At 52.5% G+C, this 24437-nt stretch carries 19 protein-coding genes and 1 pseudogene; 15 read left to right on the forward strand and 5 right to left on the reverse strand.

Going from position 1 to position 24437, the window contains the following annotated elements; all coding sequences use genetic code 11:
* Positions 1-22 precede the first annotated feature (22 nt).
* Together ABFA30_RS21265 and ABFA30_RS21270 are read left to right on the forward strand one after the other, a co-directional pair.
* The gene (locus ABFA30_RS21265) at positions 23-1195 is read left to right on the forward strand and encodes an MFS transporter (RefSeq protein WP_225787144.1); all 1173 of its coding nucleotides are present in this window, start codon (positions 23-25) and stop codon (positions 1193-1195) included.
* 93 nt (positions 1196-1288) lie between these two features.
* Complete coding sequence (locus tag ABFA30_RS21270) at positions 1289-2134, forward strand: lipopolysaccharide kinase InaA family protein (protein WP_253081478.1); 846 nt, start codon at positions 1289-1291, stop codon at positions 2132-2134.
* Between the two features lie 5 nt (positions 2135-2139).
* On the opposite strand, the gene ABFA30_RS21275 is transcribed toward ABFA30_RS21270, so the two are convergent.
* Entirely contained in the window at positions 2140-2901 is a 762-nt protein-coding gene (locus ABFA30_RS21275; protein WP_253091297.1) for an SDR family oxidoreductase, read from the reverse strand.
* A 247-nt stretch (positions 2902-3148) separates the two neighbouring features.
* On the opposite strand from ABFA30_RS21275, the gene ABFA30_RS21280 reads away from it, so the two are divergent.
* The 6 genes from ABFA30_RS21280 to ABFA30_RS21305 all read left to right on the forward strand — a co-directional run bounded on the left by ABFA30_RS21280 (position 3149) and on the right by ABFA30_RS21305 (position 9424).
* The gene (locus ABFA30_RS21280) at positions 3149-4150 is read left to right on the forward strand and encodes an NADP-dependent oxidoreductase (protein WP_410045885.1); all 1002 of its coding nucleotides are present in this window, start codon (positions 3149-3151) and stop codon (positions 4148-4150) included.
* Positions 4151-4554: 404 nt separating this feature from the next.
* Complete coding sequence (locus ABFA30_RS21285; RefSeq protein ID WP_368816698.1) at positions 4555-5346, forward strand: ABC transporter permease; 792 nt, start codon at positions 4555-4557, stop codon at positions 5344-5346.
* 13 nt (positions 5347-5359) lie between these two features.
* On the forward strand, positions 5360-6013 hold the full coding sequence (locus ABFA30_RS21290) for an ABC transporter ATP-binding protein (RefSeq protein ID WP_368816697.1): 654 nt from the start codon (positions 5360-5362) through the stop codon (positions 6011-6013).
* Between the two features lie 52 nt (positions 6014-6065).
* Positions 6066-7172 carry an ABC transporter permease gene (locus ABFA30_RS21295; protein ID WP_368816696.1) on the forward strand — a complete coding sequence of 369 codons (1107 nt, stop codon included), beginning with the start codon at positions 6066-6068 and terminating at the stop codon, positions 7170-7172.
* Positions 7165-8253 carry a polysaccharide biosynthesis/export family protein gene (locus ABFA30_RS21300; protein ID WP_368816695.1) on the forward strand — a complete coding sequence of 363 codons (1089 nt, stop codon included), beginning with the start codon at positions 7165-7167 and terminating at the stop codon, positions 8251-8253. Before ABFA30_RS21295 ends, ABFA30_RS21300 begins: the two co-directional genes overlap by 8 nt.
* 433 nt (positions 8254-8686) lie before the next feature.
* Entirely contained in the window at positions 8687-9424 is a 738-nt protein-coding gene (locus ABFA30_RS21305; RefSeq protein ID WP_368816694.1) for a CatB-related O-acetyltransferase, read from the forward strand.
* Between the two features lie 208 nt (positions 9425-9632).
* On the opposite strand, the gene ABFA30_RS21310 is transcribed toward ABFA30_RS21305, so the two are convergent.
* Together ABFA30_RS21310 and ABFA30_RS21315 are read right to left on the reverse strand one after the other, a co-directional pair.
* Entirely contained in the window at positions 9633-10721 is a 1089-nt protein-coding gene (locus ABFA30_RS21310; protein ID WP_410045886.1) for a right-handed parallel beta-helix repeat-containing protein, read from the reverse strand.
* 538 nt (positions 10722-11259) lie between these two features.
* The gene (locus tag ABFA30_RS21315; protein WP_368816692.1) at positions 11260-12930 is read right to left on the reverse strand and encodes a glycosyltransferase; all 1671 of its coding nucleotides are present in this window, start codon (positions 12928-12930) and stop codon (positions 11260-11262) included.
* 984 nt (positions 12931-13914) lie between these two features.
* On the opposite strand from ABFA30_RS21315, the pseudogene ABFA30_RS21320 reads away from it, so the two are divergent.
* From ABFA30_RS21320 to kdsB, 6 genes and pseudogenes are all read left to right on the forward strand, one after another.
* Positions 13915-14121 (forward strand): annotated as a pseudogene (locus tag ABFA30_RS21320) (DapH/DapD/GlmU-related protein); the annotation flags it as partial.
* 662 nt (positions 14122-14783) lie between these two features.
* Positions 14784-15179: a pantoate--beta-alanine ligase gene (locus tag ABFA30_RS21325; RefSeq protein ID WP_368816690.1), complete on the forward strand. Its 396-nt coding sequence runs from the start codon at positions 14784-14786 to the stop codon at positions 15177-15179.
* Positions 15172-16305: a CDP-glycerol glycerophosphotransferase family protein gene (locus tag ABFA30_RS21330; protein WP_368816689.1), complete on the forward strand. Its 1134-nt coding sequence runs from the start codon at positions 15172-15174 to the stop codon at positions 16303-16305. The genes ABFA30_RS21325 and ABFA30_RS21330 overlap by 8 nt, the downstream gene beginning before the upstream one ends.
* Positions 16305-18554 (forward strand): capsule biosynthesis protein, encoded by a 2250-nt coding sequence (locus tag ABFA30_RS21335; protein WP_368816688.1) that lies wholly within the window; start codon positions 16305-16307, stop codon positions 18552-18554. Before ABFA30_RS21330 ends, ABFA30_RS21335 begins: the two co-directional genes overlap by 1 nt.
* 112 nt (positions 18555-18666) lie before the next feature.
* Positions 18667-19509: a 3-deoxy-8-phosphooctulonate synthase gene (gene kdsA, locus ABFA30_RS21340; RefSeq protein ID WP_368816687.1), complete on the forward strand. Its 843-nt coding sequence runs from the start codon at positions 18667-18669 to the stop codon at positions 19507-19509.
* 35 nt (positions 19510-19544) lie between these two features.
* Positions 19545-20831, forward strand: a complete 1287-nt coding sequence (gene kdsB, locus ABFA30_RS21345; RefSeq protein ID WP_368816686.1) for a 3-deoxy-manno-octulosonate cytidylyltransferase — start codon at positions 19545-19547, stop codon at positions 20829-20831.
* Between the two features lie 137 nt (positions 20832-20968).
* Here the strand turns inward: kdsB and ABFA30_RS21350 are convergent, their stop codons facing one another.
* Complete coding sequence (locus tag ABFA30_RS21350; protein ID WP_368816685.1) at positions 20969-21856, reverse strand: CatB-related O-acetyltransferase; 888 nt, start codon at positions 21854-21856, stop codon at positions 20969-20971.
* A 249-nt stretch (positions 21857-22105) separates the two neighbouring features.
* Entirely contained in the window at positions 22106-23038 is a 933-nt protein-coding gene (locus ABFA30_RS21355; RefSeq protein ID WP_368816684.1) for an SIS domain-containing protein, read from the reverse strand.
* A 510-nt stretch (positions 23039-23548) separates the two neighbouring features.
* On the opposite strand from ABFA30_RS21355, the gene ABFA30_RS21360 reads away from it, so the two are divergent.
* Positions 23549-24437 (forward strand): IS256 family transposase (locus tag ABFA30_RS21360; protein ID WP_410045887.1); only part of this gene is annotated, 889 nt, incomplete at its 3' end.

Here is a 24437-nt window from a genome sequence, read left to right on the forward strand (position 1 = left end):
CGCCCTCAAGAAGGATTCCCCCATGCCCACCCGCTCCGCCCCGGCCCGCCTGGCCTTCGCCCTGTGCCTGATCACCCTGGCGGTGAACCTGCCCGCGCCCCTGTACATCGCCTATGCAGACCTTTCCGGCCGTGGCGCGGCGGCCACGGCGACGGCCTTCTCCAGCTATGTGCTGGGCGTACTGCCTGTGCTGATCGCCCTGGGTGGCCTGGCCGACCGCGTCGGGCGCCGGCCGTTGATCCTCGCCGCCCTGTGCCTGTCGATGATCGCCACCTCCCTGCTCCTGCTCGCCCCAGGGCTGGAAACCCTCGGCCTGGCGCGCCTGGTCCTGGGCCTGGGCACCGGGATGGCGACAGCCACCGCCACCGCCTACATGGGCGAACTGATGGCCGGCGGCGATATCGGCCGCGCCGCCAACTGGGTGACCGCCAGCACCTCCCTGGGCTTTGGCCTGGGTGCTGCACTGACCAGCCTGTGCCTGCTGGCCGGCCCCACCCTGGCACCGGCCAGCTTCCACCTGCAGTTGCTGCTCGCCACCGTCGCCCTGGTGTTGGTGTGGCGCCTGCCCGATCCACGCCCGGCCCAACGCAGCGCCATGCTGCGCCTGCCCTGCTACCCGGCCGGCAGCCTCGCCTACGGTTTTGCCATCCTCCTGGCCTGGGCCTGCGTCGGCCTGGTCATTGCCCTGTTGCCAGGCATCCTGCGCCAGCACGCGCTCAGTGCCTGGTCGGGCTTCTCCACCTTCTGCGTGATCAGTTGCGGCCTGTTGTTCCAGCCCATGGCCCGTCGCCTGCCCAATGCCCACGCCACCCTGCTGGGCCTGGCGATCCTGCCCTGCAGCTATGCCGTGCTGGCCTGGGGCGCCGCCGGCGGGCACCTGGCCGCGGTGCTGCTGGGCGCGGTGGCTGCCAGCAGCGCCTGCTACGGCTTCATCTACCTCGGAGGGCTGGCTGCGGTGAACCAATTGGCCAGCAGCGAAAAAACCCGCGCCAGCGCCGGATTCTTCCTGCTGGCCTACCTCGGATTCAGCCTGCCGGTGATCGTGACCGGGTGGTTGAACGACCGACTGGGACCACGCATGGCGCTGGTGGTATTCGGCGTGGCGCTGCTCATCGGCTGCCTGCTGGTCGCAAGCGCCCTGTTGCGGCGGATGCGTCAACAGCACTTGGAGGAACTCGCCGCTTCGCAAGTGTGAAAATACGTAAAAATCTGTAGGAAATTTATTAAATAACTGTAATATTTCAAGGAAATAACAATGTCATTTTGATATCACTAGGAATAAGGCAGCGTGGTCCGTAGCATTCATCTTCTCGCCGGCGAATACCCCTACACCCTGAAACACCGCCGCACCACGCTGCATTTCCAAGCCCCGCTTACCCCCCATACTCGTGCCGCCATCGAGCAACTGATCGAACAGCGTCCGGGCGCCAAGCGTGTCAGCGCACCGTTGGGCTGCGCCCAGAGCGCGCTGTTCACCAAGCGCGAACAGCTGGATTCGTTGAAGAAGAAATGGCGCGTGCAGCGGGGCACTCCCAAGCGCAGCGGCCTCTACGACTGGACCCTGGAAGAGCTGATCAATACCTGCGAAGCCTCCAGGCGCGGCGCACGGGTGCCCAACTTGGTCGGTTACGGCTACAGCCGCTCGAAGCTGGGCTTGGTGCAAGACCTGTTTCTCATCACCCAATTGCTGGAAGGCCATGTCGACGGGCTGACCTTGATCCGCCAGAACCCGGCGGCCCTCGACCGCGTGCTCGAGGCAGCCTTTGAATTGCTGCATGCGTTGCAGGCGCAAGGCATCACCCACATGGACCTCTGGGCCGCTAACGTGATGCTGCCGCTCGACGAACGCGCCCAGCCCATGGCCATCGACCTGGAGAACAGCTTCTGCAAACCGACGGACTTCCCCAACGAAACCCTGGGGTTCCAGCTCGGCTTCCTCTACTACCACGAAATCTACCGCTACATCACCGAAGCGGACTACGACGCCAAGGTGGAGCAGGCACTCGCCACGTATTTCCCCCAGGTCGAACGGGCCGCGTTCGACCGGGTGTACGCCATCGCCAAGCACCAGGACATCGGGCGCCTGGCGCGCCGCGATATCTTCCTCGCAGGCCACATCGAAAGCCGCTGGTAGACCATTCAGATCGCCAAGGCACCGCCATCGACGGTCAGCGCGTGGCCTGTGGTGAAGGCGGCGCCGTCGCTGCACAGGTAGAGCACCGCACTGGCGATCTCCTCGACCTTGCCGATACGCCCGACCGGGTGCATCGCTGCGGCGAACTCGGCCTTGCGCGGGTCGGCCTCATAGGCCCGGCGGAACATGTCGGTGTCGATCACCGCTGGGCATACCGCATTGACCCGGATGCCCTTCTTGGCATATTCGACGGCTGCCGACTTGGTCAGGCCGATCACCGCATGCTTGGAGGCGCTGTAGATGCTCATCTTCGGCGCCGCCGACAGCCCCGCCACCGAGGCGGTGTTGACGATCACCCCGCCGCCCTGCGCCAGCATCAGCGGGAGCTGGTATTTCATGCACAACCACACGCCCTTGACGTTGACGCCCATGATGGCGTCGAACTGTGCCTCGCTCCCCTCCGCCAACCGCCCCTGCTCGATCTCGATGCCGGCATTGTTGAAGGCATAGTCCAGGCGCCCGAAGGCCTCGATGGCCCGCTCATGCAGTTGGCGCACCTCGCCCTCGCAGGTCACGTCGCAGGCGACGAACAACGCCTGGCCACCCGCCTCGCGAATCAGCGCCACCGTCGCCTCGCCGCCCACCGCATCGCGGTCGGCCACCACCACCTTCAGGCCCTCGGCGGCGAACGCCAACGCCGTCGCCCGGCCAATGCCCGCCGCACCACCGGTGACCAGGGCGACCTGGCCGGAAAACCTCATGCTCATTGCTGGCTCCTTAAAGGATTCGTAGGGGTGGAGGGAGTCTAGACAGGAGCGGCGTACGCTGGGCAGCAGGATCAACCAGGTGGATCGGGGTGTATTTGCGGGGACTGTGGAACTTGATCCAAGGGCGAGGGCGGGCTATCTAATGGAGTCTGCCACCGTGAATTGCGTTGCCAGTGATGGCCTACTTCACACGCAAGCCGCCTGCAAATCGGCCGGCACTGCCTCCCCCAACCAAAGGGAACCCCCAATGCCCCAGACCAACCGCCGCTTCCTGCTCGCCAAACGTCCGGTCGGTGCCGTGCGCCGGGACGACTTCACCTATGAACAGGTCCCTACCACCGACCCTGCCGACGGCCAGGTGCTGGTGAAGAACCTGTACCTCTCCCTGGACCCGGCCATGCGCGGCTGGATGAACGAAGGCAAGTCCTACATTCAACCTGTCGCCCTCGGCGAGGTAATGCGCGCCCTGGGCGTGGGCGAAGTGATCGCCTCCCGGCACCCTGGCTTGGAGCCTGGCGATCACGTCAGCGGCCTGCTGGGCGTGCAGGACTACTACACCGGTGACGCCCAGGGCCTGCACAAGATCGACCCAAAGCTCGCCCCCCTGCCCCGCTACCTCTCCGCCCTGGGCATGACCGGCATGACCGCCTACTTCGCCCTGCTCGAGGTCGGCCAGCCCAAGGCCGGCGAAACCGTGGTCATCTCCGGCGCCGCCGGCGCGGTCGGCAGCATCGCCGGGCAGATCGCCAAGCTCAAGGGTTGCCGCGTGGTCGGCATCGCCGGTGGCCAGCAGAAATGCCAGTACCTCAAGGACGAACTGGGCTTCGATGGCGTCATCGACTACAAGGCCGAAGACGTGCTCGCCGGCCTCAAGCGTGAATGCCCCCAGGGGGTCGATGTGTACTTCGACAATGTCGGCGGCGATATCCTCGATGCCGTGCTCACCCGCCTGAACCTCAAGGCCCGCGTGGTCATCTGTGGGGCTATCAGCCAGTACAACAACAAAGAGGCGGTCAAGGGGCCGGCCAACTACCTGTCGTTACTGGTCAACCGTGCGCGCATGGAAGGGTTCGTGGTGTTCGACCATGCCAAGGAGTATGGGAAGGCTGCGCGGGAAATCGCCGGTTGGTTGGCCAGCGGGCAGGTGAAGAGCAAGGAGGATGTGGTGGAGGGGTTGGAGACGTTTCCTGAGATGTTGCTCAGGTTGTTCAGTGGGGAGAATTTTGGGAAGTTGGTGTTGAAGGTGTGAGAATCTGATGCTGTTTGCCTCTCCGTGCGGATGACGCTGTCGTGCGGGAGGGCAAGCGGCTGCCCGCGAAGGGCTGCGAAGGGGATACGAAGCAGCACTGTTGCTCCTACCCGACGCCTGACAACCGTTAGTCGCAAAAACAAGAATCAGACATATGACACTTGCAACAAATCAACTTCATATGTACGGCCAAGGGGAGATCTGAGCCCCCCTAATCCCCGGGGCTTCAAGCAGTTTCATGGCATATCCTTGACGCTTATACCCTTCTGCGCTTACTCTCGCGAGCCTTAGAACATGGAAGTCTCCGAGATCCTCCCTAGCCAGGCGCAAGTTGGAAGCGGGTCTTTCCTGAAGATGAACCCCCGGCGTGCTTAGGCGCGCTGCTTTGCTTTGCGGTAAACATCTTGAAGCCTCGCTCCTCTTTCCAGATCCAAAAATCGGTCATCTTCGCTCTGGTCCTGCGCGAGGCTCGTGCCCGCTTTGGAGCTCGTCGTATGGGGGCAGTCTGGATGCTGGTCGAACCCATCTGCCACCTGCTGATTTTCTCCCTGCTGTTCGCGATATTACGCGGACGCACCATCTCCGGGGTCGAATACCCTGTGTTCATCTTGGTCGGCATGGCTCCCTTCCTGCTCTACCGCAACACCGCCCTGCGCCTAATGGACAGCTTGCGAGAAAACCGCTCGCTGTTCGGTTACAAACAGATCAAGCCCCTGGACACCTATGTCGCCCGCGTCATCGTGGAAACCTGTGTCGCAGCCACGGTCTACGCCATTCTGGTGTTCACCTTCGCCTGGTTTGGATTCGACATGTCGGTGCACAGCCCACTGCAGTGGGTCGCCAGCCTATTCCTCGGTCTGCTGTTCGCCTTCGGCCTGGGGATGTTCCTGGCCCTAATCACCCATGCCTTGCCGAGCCTCAAAGCCTTTATCCGCATGGCATTCTTCCCCCTCTATTTCATTTCCGGCGTGCTTCTTCCACCGTCTTATTTACCTACGCCCATGATGCCCCTGCTACTCCTGAATCCTTTCTTACATTTGCTTGAACTTATCCGCGCCGAAGTACTACCTCATTACACCCCTGTTGATGGGGTGTCCGCGACCTATGTGATCGCCTTTACCCTGGTATTGCTGTTCCTGTCTCTTGGCGCCTACCGCGCCCGCAGGATGCACCTGATTTCCACCAAGAACGGTTAACTACAGGCCCCACGTGTTCGAGCTCAGAAACGTCACCAAGTCGTACCTCACGCCCAAGGGGCGGCGTTACGTCTTCCGCAACCTGTCGCTGGCCATTCCGCCCGGCAAGAACATCGGCCTGATCGGCCGCAATGGCGCTGGCAAGTCGACCCTGATGCGCCTGCTCGGCGGCGCTGATGTGCCCGACTCCGGCACCATCGTCACCGACCGCAGCATCTCCTGGCCGGTGGGCCTGACCGGTGGCTTCCAGGGCAGCATGACCGGTCGCGACAATATCAAGTTCGTCTGCCGCGTCTATGGCGCCACCGGCGATGCCATGCGCGAGAAGGTCCGCTACGTGCAGGAGTTCGCCGAGATCGGTGACTGGATCGACGAGCCGATCAAGACCTACTCATCGGGCATGCGCTCGCGGGTGGCCTTTGGCCTGAGCATGGCGTTCGACTTCGACTACTACCTGATCGACGAAGTGATGTCGGTGGGCGATGCGCAGTTCAAGCGCAAGTGCGCCGCAGTGTTCAAGGAAAAACTGCAGAAATCCAATGTCGTGCTCGTTTCCCACTCCATGCCGGAGATCGAGAAGCTCTGCGACATCGTCCTGCTGGTGCGTGACGGCGGCATCCAGGTCTATGACGACGTCGCCGAAGGCATCAAGGCCTACAACAACTGATCACACCATTACCGCTTCGCAGCACCGTTCCACATCAAGGATGCATCACACTATGAGCAGTACGGGTAAACACAAGGGCTGGGGCCTGGCGATCGCCATGGTCGTCGTGCCAATGGTCCTTGCGGCCATCTACTACGGCATCTTTGCCATCGATCGTTATGTCAGTTCCGCCCAAGTAGTAGTCCGCCAGGACGGGAACAACCAGGCGGCCCAGGTACCAGGCCTTGCCACCTTGCTGACTGGCACCAACCCAGCGTCGCGGGAAGAGACCCTCTACCTGCGTGAATACATCACCTCGATGGATATGATGCTGCTGCTTGAAGATCGTGTGCACTGGATCGAGCAATACGCCGACCAGAGCCGCGATGTGTTCTTCTGGCTCGACAAGGACGCTCCACGCGAAGACCTACTCGAGTACTACCAGCGTATGGTTTCGGCCCACTACGACGAAACCACTGGCCTGCTGCGCGTCGAAGTCCAGGCGTTCACACCTGAGCTGTCCGAGCAGATGCTGCGCACCATTCTCCAGGCCAGCGAACACTTCGTGAACGAGGTCAGCCACAATATCGCCCGCGAGCAGATGAAGTTCGCCCAAGGCGAGCTGGAAACCGCACGCGTGAACTACTCCAAGCGCAAGACCCAGCTGCTGAACTTCCAGAACGAGAACAAGGTGCTCGACGGCGGCAATACTGCTCAGAGTCGCGCGACCATCATCGCCAACTTAGAAGGGCAGTACACCGCCGAACAGGCCGCGCTCACCGAGATGTCCTTCAAGCTACGCGCCGACGCCCCGCAGATCCGCCAGCAGAAGCAGAAGGTCGAAGCCATCACCCAGCAACTGGCCAAGGAAAAACGCCTGCTCGTCTCCTCGCCACAGGGCTCACAACTCAACGTGGTCGCCTCGCGCTATCAGCAATTGACGCTCGACGCCGGCATCGCGGAAGAAACCTACAAGACCGCCGTCGCTGCGCTGGACAACGCTCGCATCGAGGCCAGCAAGAAGATCCGCACCCTGGTCACCGTGGTCAGCCCCAATACCCCGCAACTCGCCCTGTACCCGGAGCGCTTGTACAACCTGGCAACCATCCTGCTTGGCCTGCTGATGGTGTACGGCATCACCCGCTTCATCCTGGCTTCGATCGAGGATCATCGTGATTAAATCCATAGCTGTCCCCCACAAGCTCAACCTGAAACTGGCTGCGCTGGCCTTGGCAACCTTGGGGCTAGCCGGATGTGGCGGCACCTTGTCGGGTGCCGGTCCCTATAAGGGCGAGATAGAAAGCAAGACCGAGGCCTATAACCTTGTAGATATCAATGCCAGCACCATCGGCCCATACATGCGTGGCGCCGTGCGCCCGCCACTCGCCACCGTGACTAAGCCCTTGCCACCAGAAGTTCGGCTGATGCCTGGCGATACCCTCAACGTGCTGATCGCCGACACCGCACCGGAAGGCTCGGCGCTGTTCGCTCCACTGGCTACCGGTGGTACCCAGCTCAAGTCCCGCATTGACGCTAAAGGCATGCTATCGCTGCCTTATGTCGGTCGCCAGTTCGTCGCTGGCATGACCCTCAATGAGGTCGAGGACATGATTCGTCGCCAACTCAAGGGCATCACCACTGACGTGCAAACCCACGTCGAATTGGTCGGCGACCTATCTGGCTCGGTACTGGTAGCTGGCGCCGTCAAAGCTCCAGGCCGATTCAGCACCCTTCAAGGTCCCCTGACTCTGCTGGATGCTGTGAATCAGGCCGGCGGCCCGGTGATGGAACCACACTTGGTCAATGTCACCGTGCGGACTGGTAGCCAAGTTCAGCAGTTCAACTATGAAGACGTACTGGCAGGCAACAATATGGTGCTGCGTCCAAACTCCGAAGTCGTCTTGGATCGAGCACGCCAGCGCTTTGTGGCTATGGGAGCTGTCGCAGAGCCTGGCTTAAAAGATATGCCAGCACAATACACAAGCCTACTCGATGCCTTAAGCAGTGTCGGCGGATTGAAAGAAGGTAGCGCGAATCCTGAAGGCGTATTTGTATTCCGCATGGGCACAGAAGAGAATGCAAAACCGGTCGTGATGCGTCTGAATATGCGTGAACCAACAGCTATATTCTATGCACGTCAAATCATGATCAAACCAGACGACACAATCTATGTAACCAACGCAGCAGTACATGAATGGCAAAAAGTTATTAGCCCAATCGTTCAAACCATGTTACTGGGACGCGCCACCGGCGTTCAGTAATTAGCTAAACTCCAAAATAAAAAAGAACTTTTGAAGCCCACAAAAACCAGCCCTGCCGCCTTCAGGGCTGCCCCTTTAAACTACAACGCCTCACCTTTCCTTAACCTAGTTTTAAGAAGCGATGATAAAAGAAAATTTCTTATGACAAATAGGCTCAGAACCACTTAAATAACTTCAGCGCCCCTCCAATAACACACGACTCCGTAAGCTTCGTCGACAAACCTCCAAGGTTAACCTTATTCAGGGCGCACATGATTCAAACACCACCACACCAAAGCTGCCCCAATCTGGAAAACTCAATCGAGAGCCACTCGAATCAAGCATCTGCTGTTGTAAAAACGCATTTTGCGAGATACATTGCCGCTCTGCCCACACGTGCCCTTAATTCCATTACGGGCCAAAATATTGACTCACGTTGAAGGAGCTGGAGCCGGTGATTAACAAAGAGTTAAAGAGTGAGCTCAAAAACAAAGGCATCTACATCGCTGGAGGCGGTACCATAGGTACCGCCTCGATATTACAGTGCGAACCACCTGTCCTGATTGGTACCGATACCAATATGAAAGGTTTTATTGGTGCATACTCGTATATGAGGGGTGGCAGGATAGGCCCAGCCCTGAAAAGAATTGGTCGATACTGTTCTATTGCACCAGGCTTTACGGCGGGAGACTCCAATCATGTGATGACGTGGTTGTCTAGTCATCCTTTTCAGTACGGCACCGGATCCGTATTTAAAGCGTGGACAAAGAAAAAAGATTTCCCTTTCAAAAAAATGAAACAGAAAAAGCCAAGCGCAAGTGAGATTGGAAATGACGTCTGGATAGGAGCAAACGCAACAATTATGCCAGGAGTTAAAATTTTTGATGGGGCGGTGGTTGGTGCCGGGGCCGTTGTCACCAAAGATGTTCCACCTTATGCAGTTGTTGCTGGCTGCCCAGCAAAAATAATAAAGTACAGATTCGACGAACAAACAATTCAAGAACTATTAGAGCTAAAGTGGTGGCGATTTGACGCAGACTCTCTACTTGGCGTTGATTTTGACAACGTTGAATTAGCCATAAAGCAAATCAAAGAAATGGAATTACGCGGAGAGCTTGAGTTGATCGACCGCGCCCCCATCAGCATCAACGGGGCCGAGGCAAATAATAAGCTTTCTGCTAGATCAGCATAAGTTTTACACCAAAGATAAATCAAGGCCAATCAAAAAGCCTTGATTTATCTAGTAGCGCACTAAGCGGTTAATTCGCTATCTACTTAACTTGCTTCACCCAATGGTTCCGAGGCTTTTAGATTAACGAACTACCCTACCCATTCGGGACACTAGCTAGATAACCTAAGCAGAAGCCTCAAGAGCAAAACAGCTCTTTGCCCCAATGAGATCATCTAGAGCAAGAGAAAATCTCATTTTCTTTCACTTTATTCCCAAGATTCTTATACCCATCAGGCTTAAGCATATCTTTGTATGGCTCAACCACATGCTGCCTAACTGATTTCCCCATCCGATTCTTGACAACTACGTTGTTGTCCCCCTCAATTTTTACCCCAATACGCGAGCCACAAAATTCATTACCTTCAACAACATTAAAGTTAGCATAGTCTCTGTAAAATCGACCTTTATCATCTAACGCCGGATCGCCGCACCCCCACTTACTCAAATCTCTGCTTTGCCTTGATGCTATCCAGACACCCACTGGCTCATGTGAAAATAAATTGTTCCTAATTACATTATGATCACTAGACTGCCACCGAATAGCCGACTTTCCCGTTTTGAAATTCTCCCCACAATTCTTATATAGAAAAATCCCTCCACCAGCATTACCTAAAAATTTATTACCCTCAATAACATTATAAGCAGACGAGTCTATAGCCACCCCCTCCCGCCGGCCATTCACCCCATTCCCCTGAATAACATTATTCAAAATACTTATACGCTGACTCCCCTGATCCAAGTACACTCCAACCTTACCCGAATCTTTAACTATAGAATTTTTAAGTACTGAGTCAGTGACATAGCTTTCAAAATAGACCCCTCCACGCCCACTTCTCAAGACCTTTACACCATCCAATACAACATTTCTAGGAGCGATTTTGTAATTTTCCGATATGTCTGACGAGAACTCATTAATACGAACGCCAGAGGTAATACTAACCCCCCTATTCCTAAAATTTACTATTCGGCAATTTGATATTTTTATATTTTCTATCGGCCTGCCTCTACCATTAACCGATACACCAATCGCACGTGAATGCTCACCATCCAGAATCGCACCATCACAGTCTAAACTAGTGTCACTTCTTGATATCTCGAAAGACTGATAATAAATACAATCTGCTTGCAGCTTCACATTACCTACAACTCTCTTAGGCGAAGTGCAACGATTACTAATGTCTGCAGCTAGCACTCCAAGGGGGCTGACCAAAAACGCTCCACCGCCCAGCGCCAATAAAAAATACAAAGTTTTCCTCATAATCCCCCCAAACAAGCAGTCAACTAATACAAAAGCTGACCTCTCACCATCCAAAAAATCCCCATTAGCTCTTCATCAAACTAATAGCCACTCTGAATACCAACAACAAACGCCCCAAAAACAACCACCCCAATAAACACTAAGCCTCCAAATCTTAACTACACGAACAGACCACTCCATTAAACCAAGAACAGAACAACACGCCTAATAATCAATATCTTTCTCAGTTCGCAAATGAAGAATCCAGCCAAGCAATGATGAAGATATCACAACAAAGAAACATAGCGCCCCCCCCCCACAAAGCCCCCAAAGCGAGATTCCCATGCAGCTTTCCTCCATCGCAAGACCGACAGGCCGATCCAAGCAAACCTAAGACTCGAAATTGCATTCGAGCTCAGTTCTACCCGATCCCCATGACGAAACGATGTCAGTTAGCCTAGATCCAAGCAGTCCAATAAATCCGCCCTACTACTAATAAGGGAAATTCATATGCCAGCTAAAACCCCCTCCGAAAGCAATGAAAAGTATTTGAAACAAGTCACATCAGAATGAATTTAACCGCCTGACCTGCAATCACCCCACAATATGGCTTCCCGTCCCTCATAAGACGAAACTTATATCTCTGTCTCTCACCATCAAAAATCATTTCGTCTATTTCATAGTCCCCTGTCGACAAGGAAATAAATTCGCCGAAAACTTCTACATCACGGCAGACATCTATCACTCGCGCCCTACTAACCGACCTCAAGAAGCTTTCCCGAACACTGTCGCCATCAAATTTTGATAAATATATCCACCCAAACCGGCTTGACATTGCATTTTGCAGTACCGGCCCGTCGGGCAAAAGAGCATCAACACGACCAGAAGGTGAACTCAACAAAAACTCAAACAGCTCCAACCAAAGATTAACTATCGTCTTAGCGCCATATCTTTCCGCACTTAGCCGCCCCGCCCGCCCCATTCTCTCGACCAACTCCCTGTTACCCAACAGCAAACAAACCTTCTCCACAAACTCATCTTCGGAATCTACAATATATCCATCAACACCATTAGTAACAATCTCTGATGGTCCATAATTAGTTTTCGTTGAAACAAGAGGAGTCCCATACCCCAAAGACTCAGCAAAACTTATCCCAAACCCCTCAGTAGCCGACATCCCCAAACTGACACTGGCACGCCGGAAAACGACGGAAACATCCGTCGCAAACCCCATCAACTTTACAACCTCCTGCAAACCCAGCTTTTCTATATGCTCTCTAATCGCCTCCTCCTGCTCTCCTGTCCCCCAAATCTCAAGTCGTGCAGCAGAGTTTAGCTCTACCACACGCGCGAATACACTAATAATTGCCTTGATCCGCTTTATCCCATGAAGCCGAGAAACAATGACTGCAAGATTTTCTTCACGCTTAACATCAGTTACGTCAGGTGAAATGGTGACTAGATTTCCAATTACAGAATATTTATCCGATGGAAACTGCTCTTGTAGATCACGCATCTGCCCTGACGTCAGAACGACCAAGCGATCACAACTTGGTATCCCACGGATAACGCCATCATACTTCGGCGCAACCTTACCTCCCACCACGTACGGCTTAAGCAAATGATTACTGTGCATCATCAGTATGCGGAACACCCCCTCTCTCTCTATCATGCAAATGCTATCGGCAGCCCCAATAGAATCGGCAACCAGGAAGCTGGGAAGACACTCCTCAGACAAGCACTTAAGCCAATAAGCATGAGCCGATGCCAGCGAATTGAATTTTAATGGACCAGTTCCAGGCATAGAAATCATAACCATAACAACGACGTTGCCGGGCTTGACGAACTCCTCTAAAAAAATAAGCCCAGCCTCGGTCATATATCTTACTACGCATAGACCTGTGGAATTAATATGATCAACACGCCTTTTAACCTTAACACGCAAATGCACCAGAGTGTCTAAATTAGCACTTGCATCTTTATCTGAAGCCAAACAAGAAGCCCTGTAGGAAAACCACTTATAAAAATTCAGAACCTGCAGTGTTTTGCAAACCCTACCTTGCATAACAAGCTGCTTGAATGTCTTATCTAGCTTCTCATCGTAATCCAATAGCGCAACGCGAGCGAGTAACCCTGATTTAGATAAGGCTGCCGTCCTCCCCAGAGACACCCGCGTCACTCCCCCGCCCTGTTCAGCTAATTGATATAAAATAGAAATTACTTGACTCACAGACTCAACCCTTATGACTTTTTTTGCTAAGCCCCCATCGAAAGTGCATAAGTACGATCGGAGCTGCTCGTAGAAATTATAGGCATGCCACTACATGATTAGTGGACTTACAGACGCACCGCCAAAATACAGGCGCCATATTATTGGCAGCGCAATCTATTGAACTTCTCTCTCTGCCCGCTGTCTCCTTCCTGCCCGCTGCCCACCCCTAAAAGATTTTAAAAGAGGAACTAGGTAAAAATAACATCAGGCATACCAATCATGGCCATTTGCCACATTCCAAGGCTTTCCTTATATATCTCCAGAAAGCCCTCCAGTGACAAGGCAAAAAGCAAAAACTCTCACAAAACCTCTAAATTTTCGCCGATTTTTATAGATTTTTCGTAAAAAATTATGAAAACATAACCCTCCACACCCCCACGCTCGCGAGCAGGGGCAGAGTCATCTACCAAGACAGCCCGACGTCAGCGCAGACGCAAAATGCCATCAGCCAGAGTCCATTTCCGGCTTCTTATAACTACCTCACTACCATAACTACCATAAGGACACTATATGCTTGACATAAATTTGACACATCGATAAAATTGTCGATTTGACGCTATCGGAACACCCTTATTTTTTGTTTTATGCTGAAAGCATTTTTGATTTAGAGCAATTTAACTCATGGAAGATAAGTTAATATCGAAGCTTGCAACCATTTCCGAGGATGCCGTTTTAGTCTCCCCAGTAAAGCTTTACGGTGCCGTCACAGTTAACGCGAAGGCTCAAATCGGAAAATATACTTATATTGGGCGCGACGGCTACATAGGCCGAGGTGTAACCATTGGCAATTACTGCTCAATTGCGCGCAATGCGGAAATAAGCCCAATCAATCATCCAACCCATTATTTGAGTTGTCATCCCTTTCAGTACAATACCAATCACTTTACTGAGCTTGAGGACTATTTAGTTCATCAGCGCGTAAAAGGGCCAATCTCAAATCCCGCGGTAATTGGTCATGATGTATGGATTGGAGCAGGTGCAATGATCTGCCAAGGTGTGACGGTTGGCACAGGAGCCGTAGTTGCCGGAGGAGCTGTCGTCACCAAAGATGTGCCACCATATGCCATCGTCGGTGGAGTTCCTGCTCAAATCATTCGCTATCGGTTTGATGAGGCGACTATCGATAGACTTTTGGCTAGTAAGTGGTGGGACCTTGAGCCCAAAGACATGCTTGATGTCAATTTTGAAGATGTTCATGAAGCGCTGGATAAAATCAGTGCTATTAAACTGCATATCAATCTTCGAAACCGCAGCGCTCTTGCACGCACGCTAACTAATAATGCTAGTGGTACCGCATCTGGTATTGTGTGGTTCACGACTCCAACAGCCTATGCCGACCTAGATGCTCTCGATCGATTTACATCGATCGAGATCGTTGCACATGAAGCAGGGCCGGACGACACCTCAGAATTGCTATCTCCCGGTACCTACCCGATTGAGAGCGCATCGTATGATGTCAAGCGCGGCAGGTACCGCCTCACATTTCTAGTAGAAGATAAACCCTACAAAGGAAAAATTTTCAAGAAAAAGTTCAAGTTCAAGCTTGGTACAGCCAGCCCTCAGCCAAACTAGTAAGCAAACCGACGAGTCATCAAACAGAGCGTCCCCAATGGGGACGTTCGATGCAGTCGAGTAGTTAGCTTGATAGGTGCTTGTGCTGCACATGGATTTATCCAAAGCTGGGAGCGGTGCCCATTCCCAACCGGGGATAAAGACTGAAGCTATTGGACAAGGTACTTGTCAGTTTCAGCTCGATAGCAAGGCCATGTGTAGGCCCATGTAACGCAACCGCAAATACGATAGGGATAGTTATGAGAACAGTAATCACCTTCGGCACTTTCGATGTGCTTCACATCGGTCACGTTAGGATCCTGCAGCGCGCCCGTGCTCAAGGTGACAGACTGATTGTCGGCGTTTCTTCTGACGCGTTGAATTTCTCAAAAAAACAACGCAACCCGGTTTATCCAGAAGCCGAGCGTCGCGATATTATCGCTTCCCTAGCCTGCGTAGATGAAGTATTCATCGAGGAGTCACTAGAACTTAAAGCTCAATATATCAAAGAGTTCGGTGCTCACGTTTTGGTCATGGGCAATGACTGGGAGGGCCGTTTTGACGAATATAAGTCTCTGTGCGAAGTTATTTATCTGCCTCGCACCGATGGTATTTCCACAACTCAATTGATAGCTGAGATCAAGAAGTATGGGTAACCTTCCCCGAATTGGGTTCGTGGGATGGAACCCTTTTCAGTTCCTTCATATTCAAAAGCTGGCAAGCACCTTCCCTGGGGCTTGCTTCGTTATTGAAAAGCGCAAAGACTTTATCTCTGAATTCAGCGATGATGTTCTGAAAAATCCAAAGACACCAATCATGGTGTGGGATCGCGCCAAAATGGCATCGCTTGACGGCGTCTTTGACATTATTGTCTGTCAAACTCCGTTTTCTCGTATTGAAGCTATTGAGAAATCAAAGATTGCGATGATTCAGTACGGATATGCGAAGGAGCCACACAACTACGGCCCATGGCGTGCCTTCGCAGATGTTTGCTTGACCTATGGGCCCTACGCGTCTGAACGAATCGATTACTTTAGCCCTACCACCTCCGTTGGTAATCCTCGATACGACGATTGGCATATTGATAGCTTTCATCAGTCTGCCAAGTTGAAGCATGCTGGCAAATTAAACCCCAGTCGAAAAACTGTTCTCTACCTACCGACATGGGGCGAACTATCTAGCGTAGATAAATACGTTGATGCCATTTATGATTTGGCTGAAAATTTTAACGTTTTGATGAAGATGCATCACAATACAGAGCTTCTTGAAAGTGAACGAAAGAGCAAAATGGACATGGGTGCCATTTGCCACTTCGGGGCAAATGATGACCTTCTAGAACTTCTTTCGATTTCCGACATTGTAATCTCGGATTACAGCGGCGCCATTTTTGACGCAATCTACTGCAAAAAACCCATAGTGTTGCTTGACGCCGATCTTGCTGAGCAGATGGGCGGAAAAAAGATCGATGAGTATAGTCTAGAATATTCCCGCCGCGAGGACCTGGGACTCACAGTCAAGTCACCTGAGGCGCTAAGGGCTGGTGTCGAAGAGATTGCGAAAAGTCCAGAAAAATACATTGAACAGTATGGAGCCCTTCGCGATACTTTGTTTACCGACACCAAAAACTCTTTAGGTTTGGCACATGATGCACTGATTAGATTATGGAAAGGTGAGTTCACGCCTAGCCAGCCTCAATCCTATGTACGCAAGGAACTAAAGGAATATTATAAAACCAAGCGACAATTGGCTATTGCCAAGAAAAATCAGGGCGAACAAAAATAATGCAATCTATCCAGCGACACCTCATTGTAAAAGCAATATTCCTGCTTTCCAAATTTGGCGCGCATCGTGCAAGTCTTGCTTGTACCGATAGGCTGTTGCGTTTGAATGTATCGCTAGGCCAATTAAGACAAGCCGTTCTTACAGCTATCACTCAAAACGATTATGATGCAGCGCTTCGCTTTTCGACCTATGCCATTGAAAGATACCCGTCTAATTCATTCGGTTATTTGGAAAAAGCTAAAATCTTAGCTGCACGCGGAGCAACTGAAGACGCTATAGAGACGCTTGAACAGGCCCCATCCTGCGGCCCGGTTCTTGACGCTATGTTGCAATATCGTATCGCCCCCCCAATTTCCAAGCCCAAAAAATCCAATACTATAAAGCCCAGGCCGCGGGTACCAACTGACGACTTGGAAAGTTCATTGCTCATGGCTGGCAATGACGCCTCTTGGCTTAATATAATTGCTGAACAAGCACACCAAGCAATAAAAAACAACCCAGAAAATATTACAAACTACAATATCCTCGCGCGCACTTACAGCCAGCTCAATCAACACGAAAAACTGATCGAAGCAATTAACTCCTTTCCCGAAAGCGTGTCCTCAAAACTTAACTATCGCCTGATGCTTGCGAGCGCTTATAACTCGAACCGTAATCAGTTGGCGGCTTTTGGCGTTTTGATTGCCGCACAAATTGAACATCCGTCGGAGCGTAAACTGCTAATGCGGATCAGTGATATGTTGCGGGATGATACTCAGGTAGCACGTGCGTATTCGTATTTGTGTGCCGCGCAAGCAGTATACCCTGCTTATGGCTCAGTAAGGCGTCTTTCCTTCGAAATTGACCATGCGCTATTTGATAATGCGCGTGATACGCTCTTGGGCATCCTAGAGTTCCCACGAGAAGTACTGATGAAGTTTATGCCGATGATAAATCGCGCAACTCCATTCTTTCCTGACTTGCGTGATGAAACACTAGCGGCACGAAACCAGGCGCGCGAGCTTATTGCTGCAGAAAAAGGCAGAAAAGGCATGAATCCGACCGAGCAGGTAAAGGTCGCCATAAAGTGCCGCTGGCTATTTGAGGCGCAGCAAATAATCAATCGGAACAAGTCGGGAAACGAACCTGTTTCCAGCGAAAACCAGGCGTGGCTAAATACTGTCCTTTATAATCTAGGGCATGCCCGCCCCTTGGTAGAGGCAGCGAGCGCTAATGAAACCTCTCCGCACTTGTATGGATTGAAAAACGGTTCAATCGTAGATATAGAAATCGAGAACATCGATCTTTCTAAAGTTGTAGAGGTCTTTATTCCGACTGTGTTCTTTGCTGCACCTACCGAGGAAAAGCCAAGCTACGCTACAGTCCGTGAATTCCTGTCTAACGTCTACAGCTATCTGATGGGGCGAAGTGACTTAATATTGGTTCCAAGGCATCAGTGGAATTGGAGGAATTGTGATCCACGAATTCCCGGAGCAAAGGTCGTCAGTTATCACACTAACGCTCCGCTGAACAGTAATCACCTGCATATTCAAGAAGTTCCACTGGCAGGCCGTTGTAGCATGGACCACCAGGGTTTTGCTGGCTACTCATCTCTAGCAACGATTCACGCACCAATTGAACTATTTAGTCTTGATTGCTCAGAGCAAGCGTTAGCAGATAATGAGCGAGAACTGCGCGAAACCTACGTGCACAACAACGTATCTAAGTACTCGCAAACTCTCGAACGAGTTACATTCGAGGACGATTACGTGTTTGTAGCGATGCAAATCCCCACAGATACCGTAGCAGCGCTCGCTAGTATCACCGGAGTCGAACTTGTCCGCACCGTTGCCGAACACTATTTCGGAAGCTCGACAAAAGTTCGAGTTAAACGCCACCCATACTGTAACAGCATGGAAGTTCAAAGAACGCTTGAATCGCTCTCTAGCAGCAACGCGATTGAATTGTCCGACGCCTCAGTTCATGACCTGATCGGAGGCGCAAAAGCTGTGTTCACGGTTAACTCCGGTGTTGGCCTGGAAGCTTTGCTACATGGTCGCCCAGTTGTTATTACGGGTGACTGCGACTACTCTTATGCTGTTTCAGCTTACCCACGTACTATTGGCGAGCTAAAAACCTGCCTTAGTGGTGACCTAAATTTCGATCGTCAGCGCACACGAAAACTTCTACACTACTACGTTAACAAATATTCTATTCCTGCAAGTGATACTGCGGGAATTCACGACTGGCTCGCCGATTGGCTAAACTAATACACCGACATATATCGTACAACAAACAATCCACCAAGACAATCATATATACTCGGCTTAAATATTAACCCGAGTATATATTCAAAATCTTATAATTTTGCTGGGTATCCAGATGATCAAAATCACCCCCACTATCGAATGCTCCAACACTGCTCCTTTTGTCCTATTCGGCGGCATTAACGTTCTAGAGTCTCTGGATCTAGCTCTGACCGCTTGTGCAGAATACGTTCGCGCCACCGAGAAGCTGGGCATCCCGTATGTGTTCAAAGCAAGCTTCGATAAGGCCAACCGTTCTTCCATTCACTCCTACCGTGGCCCAGGCATGGAAGAAGGCCTGCGCATCTTCGAGAAAGTGAAGGCTGAATTCGGCGTTCCAGTGATCACCGATGTCCATGAGATCTACCAGGCCGCACCGGTTGCCGAGGTGGTAGACGTGCTGCAGCTGCCTGCGTTCTTGGCACGCCAGACTGATCTGGTCATGGCTCTGGCCAAAACCGGTAAACCAGTAAACATCAAGAAACCGCAGTTCCTGAGCCCATCGCAAGTACAGAATATCGTGCACAAGTTCAAGGAGGCCGGTAACGATCAACTGATTCTCTGCGACCGTGGCACCTGCCTGGGTTATGACAACCTGGTGGTAGACATGCTCGGCTTCGGAGTGATGAAGCGTACCTGCGAAGACCTGCCAATCATCTTCGACGTGACCCACGCCCTGCAGCAGCGCGACCCTTCGGGCGCAGCATCCGGCGGCCGTCGAGAGCAAGTAGTGGAACTGGCCCGTGCCGGTATGGGTGTTGGCCTGGCAGGCCTGTTCCTAGAAGCACACCCGACCCCGGATCAAGCCAAATGCGACGGCCCAAGCGCCCTGCCACTGGACCAACTGGAACCCTTCCTGGCGCAAATCAAGGCCCTGGATGATTTGGTCAAATCGTTCCCAGTGTTGAACATCCGCTAAAAGCTATGCCTCTTTAAGACGCAAGGATTGTAAACATGGCAAGCCCAGAACAACGGGTCGCGATTGTCATTCCGGCCCGCTATGGCTCAACTCGTCTACCCGGCAAACCACTAGCCGACATTGCCGGGAAGCCCATGGTGCAGCACGTCTACGAGCGCGCCCTACAGGTCGGTAATGTCCAAGTAGTGGTCATTGCTACCGATGATGAGCGCGTTGCGCAAGCGGTACGAGAGTTTGGTGGCGAATGCGTCATGACCTCGCCAGATCACCCATCTGGTACCGACCGCTTGGCGGAGGTCATGACCCAGGTTGATGCAGATATCTACATCAACCTACAAGGTGATGAGCCGCTGGTGCGGCCGGCCGACATCGAAGCGCTCGCCAGCGGTATGCTGGACGATCCGAGCGTAAAGGTTGGTACCTTGTGCCATCCGATCGATACGCACGAAGCCAGCAACCCCAACACCGTGAAAGTGGTACTTGCCAATAACGGCAATGCATTGTATTTCAGCCGCTCGCCTATCCCCTACCCACGTGACGGCGAAGTCACCAACTATCTCAAGCACGTCGGTGTGTATGGCTACCGTCGCGAAGTGCTGGCCGATTACAGCAGCCTACCGCAACCCATGCTGGAGCATGCAGAGAAGCTTGAGCAATTGAGGCTGATGGCTGCAGGTTATTGTATTCGCGCCTACCTGGTAGAACCTACTGGCCCAGGCGTCGATACTCCGGAATGCCTAGAGCATGTTCGTGCGCTGATGAGCGGCCAACCTCCTGCTCCAAAACCGTCGCTCAATGACATCCGCCTGGTAATTACCGATGTGGATGGCGTACTTACCGATGGCGGTATTTATTACGATGCCACCGGTGAATGCATCAAGCGCTTCCACGTACGCGATGGCATGGGTATGCGTCTGCTGGAAGAAAGCGGTGTTCGCGTAGCGGTACTCTCGGGTCGTGACTCGGCGACCTTGCGCAAGCGCGTTGCAGACCTGGGCATTACCCTCTGTCAATTCGGTGTGAAGGACAAGCAGGCCGCCTGCAACCAGTTGATGGCCGAAGCAGGTGTCCGCGCTGCACAAACGGCATGCATAGGCGATGACTCCATCGATCTGCCGGCATTCACAGCTTGCGCCCTATCGTTTGCTGTGGCGGATGCACCTACGTATGTCAAGGCAGCGGCCACCCATACGCTGAATGCTAAAGGGGGTACTGGCGCATTCCGCGAAGTGGCAGATGCCATTCTGTTTGCGCAGGGCAAAGATGCCGTATTAGGCACAGCAGCTGGCTATGCGCAAGTAATGGCAAAGATGACGCAGTAAGCAGTAATCACCTCTCCCTCGCACAAATTCGTATGTATGGATCTGTGCGAGGTGGAGGTATTTTTAAGCCTCATGATTTGAGCAAGCATGAATTCTAATTCTAAAAACACCACAAAATTATAAATTCACCCAACCCATTAGTCACCAACCCTATTAAAAGTGAACGTTACCGTTCCCTCAGGAATTTCCCCCGACACCCCAGAAATCTTTAAGGCGAAGAGATTTTTCTTTGCATTATACCAAGAATTCTCAACATCAAAGACACCCGCACCAAAAAATGATTCAACAACATTAACAGTGTCAAATTCCTTTAAGATTTCTGGCTCCGCATATGACTTATCAACATCAAACCAAATTATTCCACTCTTGCTACTCACTGTATTTTTTAGCGAGGCGCGGAGAGAATCGATTATTGATTTCCTGTAACTGATTCGTCGAGATTCTATTTCCCTCAAAGCTTTTTCAATATCATTAAAATCAACACCTTCCATGTCCTCTGGGTCAAGCTCCCACCATCTTGATTCCAGCAAACGTGAAATAGTCGCTTCATCAAAGCGCAGCCTTATTTCCTTCGCAGGCACCCCTGCCACGATGGCATATGGTCTAACATCTTTTGTAACGACGGAGCTCGAACCTATTACTGCTCCATGACCAATTTTAACGCCTCCGCGTATAACAGACTTCGTACCTATCCAAACATCACTACCAATCTCTGTCATACGCCCAGCCTTTATAGGCGCTTTTACTTTTACAGTTTTATACCCAGGCTGCGAAGAGAAATGATTATTGTTATATTGGAATGAGTGAGACGAAAGCATAGTTAATGGATGAGATTTAGCTCCGATCTCAATATTTCTAGCTATAGAGCAATAGTTCCCAATAGAACTATGCTGAACATACGTCCCCGCCCCAATATATGTATATTTTCCAACTGTAGAGCTTTTATCAATTACCACTTTGCCATATAACCGCACAGGCGCTATCAGCGTGGCCTCCTCCGAGACTCTGGACTCGGAGCTGATCATATTTTTGCTGCCTCGCCTACTATTATTCAAACTCGCCTCCGAACAGCACAATCATGAAGCCTTGCGCAATTAAAATTTAATGCTCACAACCTTAATGAGTGTTACTTGCACTAACTATAGGCAGCATCACCTCGTTGGACAGCACCAAAGTCCACATTCAGAGAATAACGAAGTGACACTCACTAGCTCTATTAATACCACAAGACTGGGACATGTCGAAGTCCATACATAGCAGATATTTATTAGTGGTTAGTCGAATATTTCAACCACACCCACAACAACTCCTTCCTCGTTGGTAACAGCCAACGCACGAATCTTGTTATCGACCATATAGGCTTCCGCTTCCGACATCTGCGCATCTTCCTTGATGGTATGAGGGGTAGCGGTCATGAAGTGAGCAACAGTGGTATGGATCACGCCTTCGTTACTCAGCAAGGCACGGCGTAGGTCACCGTCTGTGACGATGCCGACCAGTTTGCCTTCATCCATAACAACGGTCAGACCGAGGCGGCTCTGAGTCATGACCAGCAGGCAATCATGGAAGCTGGTAGCTGGGCTCACAAACGGCGCTGGCGAATGCATGACATCACTGACACGGGTCAGCAGTTTACGACCCAGGCTGCCGCCGGGATGATAGCGAGCGAAGTCCATCGGCTTGAACTGGATCGCGTCAATCAGGGCAACCGCCAAGGCATCCCCCATGGCCATAGTGGCCAAGGTCGAAGTGGTCGGCGCCAGGTTGTTCGGGCAGACTTCGCGCTCGACAGAAATGTCCAGCCAAATATCAGCATGCTTAGCCAGGGTCGACTTGCCATTACCAGTCATCGCGATGATCTTGTTGCCGAAGGACTTCAGGCTCGGGATCAGCTTGATCAGTTCCTCAGTCTCGCCGCTGTAACTGATGAGAATCAGCACATCGATCGGCTTGAGCATGCCCAGGTCACCGTGGAAGGCTTCGGCTGGGTGCAGGAAGAAACTCGGGGTACCAGTGGAGGCGAAGGTGGCGACCATCTTCTGGCCGATCAGGCCGGATTTGCCCATGCCACAGACGACCGTGCGCCCCTTGCAGCCTAGGATGAGTTCGACGGCGCTCTGGAATTCGCCATTGATGCGCTCGGCCAGCTGGGTAACGGCTTGGGCTTGAGCGATGAGGGCTTCTTTGGCAATCGTGAGGTGATTCATGTTCGTCCTTGAAGACTGCAGATAGTTGAGAAACGGCGAATGTTAAAGATTTTGCAAATATAAGCAAAGCGCGATGATGGGGATTGAAGCGAAATATGACTAGTAGGTCACGAAGGAAGCTGGAACCGCAGCTGCTGAGCAGCTGATTGGAGGCTTACGTTGCGAATGGGAAGACGGTTTGCCATACATCAGTGGTATCAGGATCAGTCTATTCGCGGGGCACGCCCCAATGCCGGTCAGTTAAATGGAGCCTTGCAATCCTAGGCCTGCTTCACAACACCACGTGGCGGTTGGAAGCCTTAACCGATCGCCAGTGGGACAAGCTCATTCCCACAGGGTTCCCTGTCAGGCAGAAGTTATTTGCTCGCAGACTGGTGGTGCCAGGACCGACCTATTCGCGGCAGGGCAGTTCGGAGAGCTGGGTAGTCCCTCACAGGGCTCCCTGTCAGATAGAAAGCGAGGGTGTCAGAAATTTTGTGTTCGGGCATAACATGAGTAAGAGGTGCATGTATGCCAACCAAAAAGAAACCCTTGCGTGACCTGCCCAAAATCCCCAAAGAGCTGCTGGAGCAGTTCGGTGAGGGCCTGATGACCGCAGAAGCTATCGAGGATGCCTCTGCGGCGTTTAAGAAGGCCCTGATCGAACGCGCGCTGCATGCCGAGCTTGGCCACCACTTGGGCTATCGACCGGGCGCGCAGCGCCCAGAGGATGAAAGCAACCAGCGTAACGGCAAGAGTGGCAAGACGGTTTTAACGGGGGATGGCCCGCTGCGGCTGGAAATTCCTCGCGATCGAGACGGCAGTTTTGCGCCCATTCTGATCCCCAAGCACGAGCGGCGGTACACCGGTTTCGATGACAAGATCATCGCCATGTACGCCCGTGGAATGACGGTCAGAGAGATCCGAGCCTTTTTGTCCGAGCAGTATGGAACAGAGGTTTCACCCGACTTCATCAGCTCTGTGACAGACGAGGTCATGGAAGAGATTGGCGCGTGGCAACAGCGGCCACTGGAGCCGATGTACCCGGTCATTTTCTTCGATGCGCTGCGGGTGAAGATCCGCGAAGAGGGCCTGGTGCGCAACAAGGCCATTTACCTGGCCCTGGGCGTTCTCCCCGATGGGACGCGGGATATCCTGGGCATCTGGATCGAGAACACCGAGGGTGCGAAGTTTTGGATGAAGGTCTTTAACGATCTCAAGACGCGTGGTGTCGAAGATGTGCTAATTGCCGTGACCGATGGCCTCAAAGGCATGTCAGAGGCCCTCAGCGCTGTGTTTCCAGAGACGACGTTGCAAACGTGCATCGTGCACCTGATCCGCAACAGCCTCGACTTCGCGGCCTGGGACAAGCGGCGGGCTCTGGCCAAGGAGCTGAAGCCGATTTACCAAGCCATCAATG

The organism is Pseudomonas sp. HLMP, assembly GCF_046365545.1.
Classification (GTDB): Bacteria; Pseudomonadota; Gammaproteobacteria; order Pseudomonadales; family Pseudomonadaceae; genus Aquipseudomonas; species Aquipseudomonas guariconensis_B.